The organism is Duganella phyllosphaerae (assembly GCF_001758785.1).
GTDB classification, from domain to species: Bacteria; Pseudomonadota; Gammaproteobacteria; order Burkholderiales; family Burkholderiaceae_D; genus Rugamonas; species Rugamonas phyllosphaerae.
Map to the genome: position 1 here is coordinate 1 of NZ_LROM01000075.1, position 11,870 is coordinate 11,870.

Sequence of the window (11,870 nt, forward strand, 5' to 3'; positions counted from 1 at the left end):
TGGCTAATCAGGTCGCCCGACGACACGGTTTCCGCCACCTTGAGCGCGGCGTTGATCGGCTGCGTGATGGTGCGCGTGATCCACCACGCGGCGGTCACGCCCAGCAGCATGGCGGCCAGGCCAAGCAGCACCAGCAGCGTGCGTCCGCTGGTGTACTGCTGCTGGATGGTGACGGCGGTGGCGTCGAGCAGCGCGCCCTGTTTCTGCGAAAAGGCGTCCAGCGCGGCCAGGTAGGCCACGCGGTCCTGTGCCATTTTTCCTTCGAAAATCTGCTTGCCCAGCGCCAGGTCGCCTGCCGTCTTGGCGGCAAACACCGACTTGCGCGAGGCGGTGTAGGCCTTGCGGGTATCCATCACGTTCTGGAACAGCGGCCGCAGGGCGTCGTCATCGATGTCGGCGCCGATGCGGTCCTGGATTTCGGTGGCGCGGCTCGACGACCTGGTCATCAGGCCTTCGATCATTTTCTGATCAAGCGGATCGGCCACCAGCCATGCGCCCATGGTGCGGGCGGCGTTGACTTCGACGATCTTGGTCCACTCGGCGATCAGGCGCTGGTCGCGGATCTTCACGTCGATCATGTGGTCGGTCAGGGCGCTGGCGGCGCTCAGGCGCAGGATGCCGATGACGGTCATCGCTGTGAGCAGCACCAGGATCAGTGCAAAACCAAACCCCAGGCGGGTGCCGATTTTCAGGTTTTTCATGCCGGACTCCCTCAGAAAACAGTCGAGTCCATGCTAGCACCGATCAACAAAATGTTATAGGTTAGAAAGAAATTATCGGTAGTGCGTTGCAGCAAAGCAGCAACGCAGCAACTGTCAGTGGTTCGACGACGCTGAGCCCAGTAATTCCTCCACGCCCGAAATCGCGGCTGGATCCTTGATCACCGCCCGCAACCACAGGTGCAGCGGCATGTCGCCCCAGCTGGCGGCCTTGTCGGCCAGGTAGGCCACCGGGCTGTGCGGCTCGGTGCGGCGGAAGAAATCGGCCACCAGGCGCAGCTGCTGCAGGGCCTGGGCGCGGTTGCACGGCTGCCCTGCCATGAACGCACTGGTCGCCATACCGGGTGTCGCACTTGCCTGCGCCGCGCCGGCTTCATGGGCCATATGCCCGAGCGGCGCGCGGCCGCGCACCAGCGCCTGCAAGGCGTCCCTGGCTGGCGCAAACCCCGGCCCGTCGGCGCCGAGGCGCACATCGGCCACCCGTTCCAGGTCGCCCAGCATGGCGATGCAGTACTCGGTGTCGTCCTGCGGTGCCAGCCCGTCCGCGAACACCATCTCGCGCACCAGCACCGGCGTGCGGTTGAGCAGCCAGAACAGGTTGCCGATGCGCTGATCGTAGTCGCCGTCCTCGACCAGCGGATACAGGCCGTCCCAGTAGTGCTCGCACAGGCCGGTGAGGACGGCGTAGCCATCGCCCAGGCCGCGCAAGCCGCGCGTCTTGGCGTGGGCTTCGGCCAGCCATACCGCCAGCCGCATGTCCTTGCTGCGGGAAGCAATCATGGCGGCGCAGCGGCTGGCGACAAAACCCCAGTCGGCTTCTTTGAGTTCCGCAACCCATTCGCCCTGGTCCAGGGTGGGATCGTCACAGGTGCGGGCGCGGGCGATGGCGTCCACCTCGGCGCTGAACGCGACATCGTCGCCGCACGCGCGCTCGGCGCTGATGGGCAACAGCATTTGGGCGATGCTGAACATGGCTGGCCTCCGCTACTTGATCTGATATTTGAATTGACCCTGGCGGTTGGCGCCGACCTTGATCTTGCTGATCGCCGCGTCCTGCGCCATCTTCTCAAGCACCGCTTCCGCGATCTCCGGCAGCAGGCTGCGGGCGCCGGAATCGACCTCGGTGCAGCGCGCCAGCACCGCCTCCACCAGCGCCTCGTCGTAGCTAAATTCCGCATGATGCTGCTGGTGAATGCGCTGGCCGATGCGCGCCAGCTTGAGCGCGATGATCTGCGCCAGCACCGCGTCCGGTATCGGGTAGTACGGCACCACCTTCAGGCGGCCGAGAAAGGCCGGCTTGAAGTGCTTGATCAGTTGCGGTCGCAGCAGCGCCTCGAGTTCTTCCACCGTCGGTGCAGTCGGCTGGTTCAGGCAGGCCTGCATGATGGTGGCCGAACCGGCGTTGGACGTGGCGATGATGATGGTGTTGCGGAAGTCGATCTCGCGCCCTTCGGCATCGTCCATCACGCCCTTGTCGAACACCTGGAAGAACAGCTCGACGACATCCGGGTGGGCCTTTTCGATCTCGTCGAGCAGCACCACGCTGTACGGATTGCGACGCACCGCCTCGGTCAGCACGCCGCCCTGGCCATAGCCCACGTAACCGGGCGGCGAGCCTTTCAGACCGGAGACGCTGTGCGCCTCCTGGTATTCGGTCATGTTAATCGTCAGCAGTTTGCGCTCGCCGCCGTACAACAACTCGGCCAGCGCCAGCGCGGTCTCGGTCTTGCCCACGCCGGACGGCCCCACGAACAGGAACACGCCCTTCGGTTTATTCGGGTCGTCGAGGTTGGCGCGCGCCGTTCGCACGCGTTGCGCCACGGCGGCAATCGCCTGCGGCTGGCCCAGTATCCGCTCCTGCAGCGTGGACTGCAGATTCAACACCGTGTTGATTTCATCGCGCACCATTTTGCCCAGCGGGATGCCGGTCCAGCCGGAGACTATCGCCGCCACCGTGGCGCCGTCGACCTCCACCGGCACCAGCGGCGCCTCGCCTTGCAAGGCCGACAGTTCGGTCTTGAGGGTCCGCAAATCGGCGCCAGTCCCTTCCTTGCGCTGGCCGCCGATGGCGGCCACCAGGCCCTGCTCGCGCTCCCAGCGTTGGGCAAGCTGCGCGTGATCTCTGGTCAGCGCCGCATGCCGTTCGGCCAGCAGCGCCAGGCGCTTTTTGCGGGCGGCATTGGGATGAGCCTCGCCGTCGTCATCGTGCTGCAGGGCCGTGGTCTCCGCCCCGATGCGTTCCATTTCACGCGCGGCATTGTCCAGTAGCGCGGGCGTGCCGCTTTGCGCCAGCGCCACCCGCGCGCACGCGGTATCGAGCACGCTCACCGCCTTGTCGGGCAGCTGGCGGCCGCTGATGTAGCGATGCGACAGCCGCACCGCCTCGGTCACCGCTTCGTCGCGGATACGGATGCCGAAATGGGCTTCCATCAGCGGCGCCATCGCGCGCAGCATGGCGCTGGCGATATCCTCGGTGGGCTCTTCCACCTTGACCACCTGGAAGCGCCGCGTCAGCGCCGCGTCCTTTTCGAAGTACTGCTTGTACTCGCTCCAGGTGGTGGCGGCGATGGTGCGCAATTCGCCGCGCGCCAGTGCCGGTTTGAGCAGGTTGGCGGCGTCGCTCTGGCCGGCCGCGCCGCCGGCGCCGATCATGGTGTGCGCTTCATCGATGAACAGGATGATGCCGTGCGTGCTGTTCCTGACTTCATCGATGACGTTTTTCAGGCGGTTCTCGAACTCACCCTTGACGCTGGCGCCGGCCTGCAACAATCCCATGTCCAGCGTATGAATCTCGACGCCTCTGAGCACGTCGGGCACATCGCCGGCGGCAATGCACAGCGCCAGCCCTTCCACCACGGCGGTTTTGCCCACGCCAGCCTCGCCGGTCAGGATGGGATTATTCTGGCGCCGGCGCAGCAGGATGTCGATCACCTGCCGTACCTCGGCCTCGCGCCCGATCACGGGATCAAGCTTGCCATCGCGCGCCAGTTGGGTCAGGCGCGTGGTGTACTGGTCGAGTGCGGGAGTGCGCGCGGCCAGCTGTTGTGCGGCCTCGGGGGCCTGGTCCGGCAGCGCCGGCGCTAACGCCACCGCCCTCACCTCCTGCGAGCCGCGCGTGGCCTGGTCCAGTCGGTGCTTGATCTCGTCGATGGGGATGGAGGCAAACAGCGGTGATGCCCGCTGCGCCAGTTGCGTCAGTTCGGGGTTGGTCAGCAGCGCCACCAGCAGGTGCGCGCTGCGAATGCGTGCCGACGGTTCGGTTTCCAGCGATGCCAGCAGCCACGCATGTTCGAGCAGTTGCGGCAGCTGGCGCGAAAACACCGGCGTGCGCGTGCTGCCGGTTTTCAGCTGGTCTACCTGGCGGTGCAGGTCGGCCTCCAGCCGGCCGAGGTCCACGCCACACCGGCGGGCAATGATGGCGACGTCGCAGCGCTGCTGCTCCAGCAGTGCCAGCAGCAGGTGCTCTACTTCCACCTCGTATTGGCCCAGCGCCATGCAGATGCTGGCGGCGCGGGTGGCTGCCTGGCGCGTGGTGTCATTGAGTTTTCCGATCAGCGTTTTCAGGTTCATGGTCATGGTGACACTCCACGCGCATTGCGGTTGATGGAATAGTGCAGCGAAGATGGTTGCAGCACGGCGTCGAAGCTGACCGTCTCGCGTTGCGGCATTCCGGCCAGGGTGGCGGTAATGGCAAAGCTGATGCGGTTGATGCTGCCGCGCTCGCGCTCCAGGCGCGCCTGCACGTGGCGCAGGCGCGGTTCGTGGCGTTCGATCGCCACCTTGAGCGCGGTACACACGTGGTCGCGGTCTTCGGCGCTGTTGAGACAGAGGCCGGCAAAATCGATCAGGCCGTAGTTGACGATTGAACGCGCGCATTCGGGATAGGCGCGCAACAGCTCCTCCGGCAGCGCGCAACGGGTGTTGAGCAAATCTTCCAGGTCGCGCGCCACGCTGTCCTTGTACTGCTCCAGGCTCAGGCCGCCCAGGTGCGCGCCCAGCAGCCGGTCCAGCAGGCCGGGTGTGTAGCCATTCATCGAAAACCCCTGTCGAGAAAAAAGCCGGGCCAGAACGGCCCGGCTTGGTGCGCGGCGCATCAACGCCAGGCGTTTACACCACACGATTGGCGGACAAGTCCCAACCACCGGAGGTATTGCCGCCGGAACCACCGCTCACTTTTTGCTGCGTGTAGCGCCACTTGATCTTCGAAAACTTGAGCGACACGTCCTCGGTGAGGATGTCGCCTTCGGTCACGGTCGGATAGACGGCGCCGATCAGTACATTCTCGATTTCGATCTCGTAGTACTTCACCCGTTCGCCCTGGGCATCGGCGCGCATGAACTCCAGCTTGGCCTTGGGGATGGTGCGGCCGGCGGCGCAGGTTTGCAGCAGGATCGGGGAAGCCAGATCGGCCAGTTTCGACAGCATGATGTCGCGATGCTCGCAACGCTCGGCAGTGTGGCCGCCGGCGGTGGACGAGGTTGCGGAGCGCGGCTGCTCCACCCCGAAGCTGACCGATTTACACTCGATCCAGTCCTTGTGGCGGTCGTCATTGGACTCGCCCTTGATACCATCGATTTGCAGATAGACGTCGATTGCCATTGCATGCTCCTCTTTGCAGTTGAACTACGGGGGTGACTTCGGTAAATCAGCTGGTCGACTTCGGCAACTCCGCGACCAGACGAAGGGAAACGGACAGCTCGTCGAGCTGGAAATGCGGCCGCAGGAACGACACTGCGCGATACACGCCGGGCCGCCCCGGCACTTCGTGCACCTGCACCGAGGCCTCGCGCAGCGGAAAATGCGCCTTCTGTTCCTGGCTGGCGTTATCGTCGAGCAGCACGTACTGCATCAGCCAGCGATTGAGAAAGTCCTGGACATTGGATGCGGCGGCAAAGCTGCCCACCTTGTCGCGCATCATGGCTTTCATGTAGTGGGCGATGCGCGAGACGGCAAAGATGTACTGCAACTGCGACGACAGCACGGCATTGGCATTGGCCGCGTCGCTCGCGTACTTCCTGGCTTTCTGCGCCGACTGCGCGCCGAAGAATGCGGCGTAGGCGGTGTTCTTGCAGTGCACCAGCGAGATGAAACCGAGGTCGCTCAGCTCCTTCTCGCGGCGGTCGGTGATCGCCACCTCGGTCGGACACTTGAGCGCCACCTCGCCCTGGTCGGTTTTGAAGGTATGGGTGGGCAGGTCGTCCACCAGGCCGCCGCCCTCCACGCCGCGGATTGCCGCGCACCAGCCGAAGTCCTCGAACGCGCGGGTCAGCTTGGCGCCGAAGGCGTACGCCGCGTTGCACCACAGGTATTTATGGTGGTCGCTGCCATCGACTTCCTCGACAAAATTGAAGCCTTCCACCACGGTTCCATCGGCCGGGTTGAATGGCAGGCGTCCCAGGAAGCGCGGCAGCGTCAGGCCCACGTAGCGCGCATCTTCCGATTCGCGGAACGCCTTCCACTTGGTGTATTCGACCGTGTCGAAGACCTTGGACAGGTCGCGTGGTTTGCCCAGGTCGCCGTAGGTATCGAGACCGAACAGTTCGGGTGCCGCAGCGGAGATAAACGGTGCGTGGGCGGCGGCGGCCACGTGCGACATTTGGTCGATGAAATACATGTCCTCCGGCTGGCGCGAAATCTCGAAGTCGCCCAGCAGCGCGGCATACGGCGCGCCGCCGAAGGTGCCGAATTCTTCTTCGTAGATTTTCTTGAACATGGTGCTCTGGTCGAATTCGAGCGCGGCCTGGAAGTCCTTCACCAGCTCGCGCTTGGTGGCGTTGAGCATGCGGACTTTCACGCCCTGGCCGCTGGCGGAATTGGCAACCAGGTAGTGCAGGCCGGTCCAGCTCTGCTCGAGCTTCTGGAACGCCGGCGCGTGCATGATGGCGCTCAACTGGCTCGAGATCAGGCGATCCAGTTCCGCCACCCGGCCGTCCAGGGTAGCGGTGAGGTTGTTCGACACGACCACCGCGCCGGCCAACACCTGGTCCACGAGTTCGACAATGATGTCGCGGGCGCGCGCATGCTCGACCGCAGACTTGGCCACCTTGCTTTGCTCGACGATCCGGTCGAGCAGGTTGTCCGCCGGTGCGCTGTCAATGGAAATGGCGCCGTCGGTTTGCACTTGCTGTGCGGCTGCGGTCATCTCATTCTCCCTTGCCGGCTTGCGCCGACTTGAGCGCCGCCAGCTGGTCGGTATTGCCCAGCACTTCGCCGAGGATGTCTTCGAGCCTGTCGTTGCCGGCCAGCTTGTTGCGCAGGTCGGCCAGCTTGCCGCGCGCATCCAGCAGCTTCGCCAGCGGCGCCACCTGGCGCACCACCGATTCGGGCCGGAAGTCGGCCAGCGACTTGAAGTGCAGTTCCACGCCGATGCTGCTGTCGTCGCCAGAGAGCATATTGGGTGCAGTGAAGCGCGCCACCGGATCGACGCCGCTCATCACCTCGTCGAAGTTTTCGACATCGATGCCGACAAACAGGCGGTCCTTGAGGCGTGTCTTGTCGGCGTCCGGATTGCCGCCGAAATCGCCGACCACGCCGACCACGAACGGCAGCTCCTTGTTCTCCAGCGTGTCGCCGATTTCCACGTCGTACGTCATCTGCACGCGCGGCGGGCGCACGCGGGTCAGGCGTTTCTGAACACTTTCAGCTTTGGCCATGGCAGTTCCTTTCATTGAATGGTGGGAGTCGGCCTATTTCAAGCCGCCGAAGGGATCGTTGCTGTTCGACTGGTTCTTTGCTGCGCCCTTGATGCGGCTGGCCGGTGCAGCCTTGGGGCGCACCGGCGGCGGCGCCACAGTGGGCACCAGGACGTCTTCGCCGAGGGTCGTGCGCAGCAGCTTGGCCAGTTCGCGCGCCTCGTTCCGCAGCGAGCCACTGAGGTTGTTCTGCGCACTGAGGTCGGCCAGCGCCCTGGTCGAAACCCGCAAGCCGCTGACCGCGACGATGCTGTTGGCCAGCGTATCGACCGGATCGCGCCGCAGCGCCTCCTGGGCGTTAATGATGGCCTCGCCGTAGCTGGCGCGGTCGAACTTGATCTGCGCCAGCTGCAGCCACGGCGCCTTGTCGGCCGGGTAGTTCACCGCGGCCTCCTTGAGCAGCGCCTGCGCCTTGTCGCCCTGGCCTGCCCTGAGCGCGACGTTGGCATCGGCCAGCGCGGCTTTCAGTGTGGCCACCTTCGGTGGTTCGGTGCGGATCGCCTGGCCGTCGGTGGCGCAGCCGCACACCAGCATCACGCCAGCGATAGCGCTGGCCAGGGGCAACCATCTTCTCTTCGTCATCATCACACTCTCCTTTGCCGAACCATGGGAAGGGGCCCATTATTCGTGAAGCAAAACAAGTGAAATTGCGGTTACGCAACCGCGCTGGTGGTTGCTCCGCGTTTCCAATTTTCTTGCGACCACGCAACAATCGACCGCGCACGATTCGCTCTAATGCAGGATCGTCGGCCGAAAGGAGTTCGCATGACCATTCCATCCAGGGTGCTGTGGGGCGAGGGCCTGTTCCTGCGGCCGCAGCATTTTCAACAGCAGGACCGCTACCACGAGGCGCGCCTGAACCAGGTGGCGCTGGCGCTGCAACCGTTCCTGTGGGGCGTGCGCCGTATCGAGTGGGATCTCGATGCGTTGAAGGCGGACCGCCTGCGCCTGCAGGCACTGTCGCTGATCTTCCGCGACGGCGAAATCTTCGACGCCCCCGGCAGCGAGCCGCTGCCAACGGCCGTGGACCTGGCCGCCCTGCCCGCCGCACTGCAGGAGGTGACGTGGTACGCGGCCCTGCCCGCGCTGGCGCCAGGCGGCGGCAATGCCGCTGCCGCGCCAGCGCACCAACAGGGCGCACGCTACACCCGGAGCGCGCGCGAGACCGCAGACCTGTACACCGGCGCGGTGGGCACCGAGCTGGCGCTGCTCAAGCAATCGGTGCGGCTGGTGTCGGACCAGGAACCGCTGGGGGCCTTCGACTGCGTGCCGGTGATACGGCTGCGACGCACGGTCACTGGCGGCTTCGAACCCGATCCGTCGTTTATCCCGCCGTCCCTGTCGATCGCCGGTGCGCCGGCGCTCAAGGACATGCTGGACCGGCTGATGGAGGCGCTGCAAGCGAAGGTGCAATCGCTGCAAGGTCATATGCGGGAGCCGAGCCGCAACGTGATTGAGTTTCGTTCCGGCGATGTCTCGTCGTTCTGGCTGCTGCACACGGTCAGCACGTCGGCCGCCACGCTGATGCACTACGTGCGCCATCCGGGCATGCACCCCGAGCGCCTGTTCGAGTGCCTGCTGGCGCTGGCCGGCGCCATGATGACCTACTCCAAGCAGTACTCGCTGGTGCAGTTGCCGGCCTACCGCCACGACGACCTGGCGCTGTGTTTTTCAGGCCTCGATCACATCATCCGCGACCTGCTCGACACCGTCATCTCTACCCGCTATTTTTCGATCGCGCTCACCGAGGAAAAGCCCAGCTACCACCTGGGCAAGCTCGATTCGGGCAAGATCGACCAGCGCACCACGCTGTACCTGGCGGTGGGCGCCGCGCTGTCGGCGCTGGAACTAGTGGACGTGGTGCCGCTGCGGGTCAAAGTGGGCGCGCCGGACGACGTGGAAAAATGCGTGCTGACGGCCATGCCGGGCGTGAAGCTCACGCACGCACCGCAGGTGCCGGCGGCCATACCGGTCCAGCCGGACACCTATTATTTCGCACTGGAGGGCAAGGGTATGCTGTATGAGCATATGCTCAAGGCGCAATCGATCTCGATCTACGTGCCGTCCGGGATCCGCGACCTGCGCCTGAACCTGATCGCGGTGACGGCATGAACACCCACGTCGAGCGGCGCGCCAATCCCACCCTGATGGGCGGCCAACGGCGCCAGATCCAGCCCGGCTACGGCCACGTTCAAACCCTGCTCGATTTGCTGCAGGAGGGCTTTTACCTGCTGTTCATGCTCAGGAACGGCAGCGTCCCGCCGGGTGAGGCGACGTTCCTCGATAACGTCACCGCGTACCTGGCGGACTTCGACCGCGAAGCGCGCAAGCTGCGCGCCCATGGGGATGATATCGACGCCGCCAAGTACGCCTACTGCGCGGCGCTCGACGAGATCATCCTGGCGTCGCAGTTCCCGATGCGCGCAGCGTGGGAGCGGCGCCCGCTGCAACTGGTGATCTTCGGCGACCAGCTGGCCGGCGAACACTTCTTCGACCGCCTGGAAGCGCTGCGCAGCAGCGGTGGCGCGCGCCTGGCCGCGCTGCAGGTCTTCCATATGTGCCTGCTGATCGGCTTCAAGGGCAAGTACGCGCTCGACAGCGGCGACAAGCTGGCCTACATGACCGCACGCCTGGGCGACGAGATCACCCACATCCAGGGCAAAAGCCGCGGCTTCGCGCCGCAGGCCGAACGGCCCGACCAGATCGTCCACAAGCTGCGCACCAACACGCCGTTGTGGACTGCCGGTGCGCTGATCGCGGTATGCGGGCTGGGGGCGTTCCTCGGCTTGCGAGCGTCGCTGGCAAGCGAAGCGCGCGAGCAGTTGGCGGGATATTCGGACCTGGTAAAACTGGCGCCACGACCGGCGTATGTGACGATTACCTTGCCCTGATAAGCCGCCAGTATTACTGCGCCACCCGGAACTCGATGCGCCGGTTGCGCGCGCGTCCCTCCGCCGTGGTGTTCTCCGCCACTGGCCGGTCCGGCCCCTGGCCCGACACCAGCACCATGTCCTGGCTCACGCCCTGCTCCGCCAGGTAGCTGCGCACCGCCTGCGCGCGGGCATGGCTCAGCGCCAGGTTGCTGTCGCGCTGGCCCAGGTTGTCGGTATGACCGATCACTTCCACCTGCTTGCCCTTGACCTTGTGCAGCGCGGCCGCCATCTCGTCGAGGATCATCTTGCCCGAATCGGTCAGCGTCGCCTTGCCGCTCTCGAATTCGATGATGCGTTTGGCCAGCGCCGCGTCGAGCAGATTCTGTTCGGCCGCGCTCACGCGCAAGCCGTTGTTGACGGTGTAGGTGGGATTGAGGCTGATGGCGATGTCGCTGGCGATCTGCTGACGTTGCGCCTCGTTGGCCACCTCGCCGCGCAGCGTAATATTGGTGCCGTCGATCTTGATCTCGCCCTTGCTGATCCACTTCAGGTTGGGCCCGATCAGCTTGAGCACATAGCCATGCCAGTTGGGCGGCAGCGACACCTTCGAAATCGCCACCTGGTCCACTACCCGCTCGACGCCATACAACTCGCGCACCCGCGCCAGCAAGGCGGCCTTGCCACTCTCGTCGGCGACAGCGCCGTTGACTACCACCTGCCCCGGGCGCGGATCGGCGCCCACCTGGGCAGTGGCTGGAACCACGAAGACAAACAACGCCGGCGCCAGGGCCGGCCAGATCGAACGCTGGCGCATCGCATACTCCCAAGGATGGTCAAACAAAGGTTTCGTGAAACAGCTCGCGCGCCGAGCGCAGCGAGAGCTGGCCCTGGTCCAGGTAGGCGGACAGGGTTTGTACGGCGGCGTCGGAAGCAACCGGCACATCGATCCAGGCGGTATTGTCGAAGCCGACCTGGTGCTCCATCGCGCACTCGGGATCGATGATCGCCTGCAGCGTCTCGGGCGCGGCGCCGGCAAAGCCGATCACCAGCGCCGGGCGGTCGCCGCTGTCGGCCAGGAACAGCGCCAGCTCCACGTCGGCCTGCTGCACGAACGGCGTCACCAGGTCGAGCCAGAAGGCGGCCACCAGGTAGCGCGCGCGGCTCGCCGCCGGCAGCGGCAGTACCAGGCTTTTGCCCGTGCAGATGGTGGCGCCCGCGCAGCCGCGCCGCAGCTGCCGCAGCAGCAGGCCCAGTGCCAGGATGGTGCGGCGTACCTGGGTGCGGCCCAGCAGCGCCTCCAGCCCGGCTATGGTCTGGCGGTCGAGAAAATCGGTGAACAGGATCTGGTGCTCGGCCGCGCCGGGGTCGAGATCGACGGTGGCGGCAGCCAGCGCCTGCAAGGCTGGCTCCGGGTCGCACGCGCCAAGCACCTCGGCCGCCAGCACGTCGAGCGTATTCCACAACGGCGCCAGCACCAGCGGACTGAGCGCGGCAAAGCCGGGCGGGTCGCCGACCTCGATCGCGCTCATGCTCAAAAACGGGTAGCGCCGCTGCGAGGCGTCGCTGCTGGCCGCCAGGTGAGCCCC

General features: G+C 65.4%; 12 protein-coding genes. 2 read left to right on the forward strand and 10 right to left on the reverse strand.

What is annotated here, in order from left to right; translation table 11 throughout:
• The 8 genes from DUPY_RS09820 to DUPY_RS09855 all read right to left on the reverse strand — a co-directional run.
• Positions 1-701, reverse strand: a 701-nt coding sequence (locus DUPY_RS09820; RefSeq protein WP_141749491.1) for an MCP four helix bundle domain-containing protein, incomplete at its 3' end; no start/stop codon positions are given.
• A gap of 114 nt (positions 702-815) precedes the next feature.
• A complete protein-coding gene (gene tssA, locus DUPY_RS09825; RefSeq protein WP_070247656.1) occupies positions 816-1,691 on the reverse strand; it encodes a type VI secretion system protein TssA in 876 nt (291 codons plus the stop codon).
• Between the two features lie 12 nt (positions 1,692-1,703).
• Positions 1,704-4,295 (reverse strand): type VI secretion system ATPase TssH, encoded by a 2,592-nt coding sequence (gene tssH / locus DUPY_RS09830; RefSeq protein ID WP_070247657.1) that lies wholly within the window; start codon positions 4,293-4,295, stop codon positions 1,704-1,706.
• Positions 4,292-4,753 (reverse strand): type VI secretion system baseplate subunit TssE, encoded by a 462-nt coding sequence (gene tssE, locus DUPY_RS09835; protein WP_070247658.1) that lies wholly within the window; start codon positions 4,751-4,753, stop codon positions 4,292-4,294. Before tssE ends, tssH begins: the two co-directional genes overlap by 4 nt.
• 73 nt (positions 4,754-4,826) lie before the next feature.
• Positions 4,827-5,318, reverse strand: a complete 492-nt coding sequence (locus DUPY_RS09840) for an Hcp family type VI secretion system effector (protein ID WP_070247659.1) — start codon at positions 5,316-5,318, stop codon at positions 4,827-4,829.
• 46 nt (positions 5,319-5,364) lie between these two features.
• The gene (tssC, locus tag DUPY_RS09845) at positions 5,365-6,861 is read right to left on the reverse strand and encodes a type VI secretion system contractile sheath large subunit (RefSeq protein ID WP_070247660.1); all 1,497 of its coding nucleotides are present in this window, start codon (positions 6,859-6,861) and stop codon (positions 5,365-5,367) included.
• A gap of 1 nt (position 6,862) precedes the next feature.
• On the reverse strand, positions 6,863-7,372 hold the full coding sequence (gene tssB / locus DUPY_RS09850; RefSeq protein WP_070247661.1) for a type VI secretion system contractile sheath small subunit: 510 nt from the start codon (positions 7,370-7,372) through the stop codon (positions 6,863-6,865).
• Between the two features lie 33 nt (positions 7,373-7,405).
• Positions 7,406-7,993, reverse strand: coding sequence for a tetratricopeptide repeat protein (locus DUPY_RS09855; protein ID WP_141749493.1), 588 nt, complete (start codon positions 7,991-7,993; stop codon positions 7,406-7,408).
• 183 nt (positions 7,994-8,176) lie between these two features.
• Between DUPY_RS09855 and tssK the strand changes: the two genes are divergently transcribed.
• Together tssK and icmH are read left to right on the forward strand one after the other, a co-directional pair.
• A complete protein-coding gene (gene tssK / locus DUPY_RS09860; RefSeq protein WP_070247663.1) occupies positions 8,177-9,523 on the forward strand; it encodes a type VI secretion system baseplate subunit TssK in 1,347 nt (448 codons plus the stop codon).
• Complete coding sequence (gene icmH, locus DUPY_RS09865) at positions 9,520-10,302, forward strand: type IVB secretion system protein IcmH/DotU (protein WP_070247664.1); 783 nt, start codon at positions 9,520-9,522, stop codon at positions 10,300-10,302. The genes tssK and icmH overlap by 4 nt, the downstream gene beginning before the upstream one ends.
• A 13-nt stretch (positions 10,303-10,315) precedes the next feature.
• Here icmH and DUPY_RS09870 read toward each other — a convergent pair whose 3' ends face one another.
• The gene (locus tag DUPY_RS09870) at positions 10,316-11,098 is read right to left on the reverse strand and encodes an OmpA family protein (RefSeq protein WP_070247665.1); all 783 of its coding nucleotides are present in this window, start codon (positions 11,096-11,098) and stop codon (positions 10,316-10,318) included.
• 19 nt (positions 11,099-11,117) lie between these two features.
• The coding region (locus tag DUPY_RS09875) for a type VI secretion protein (protein WP_070247666.1) at positions 11,118-11,870 on the reverse strand (753 nt) is incomplete at its 5' end.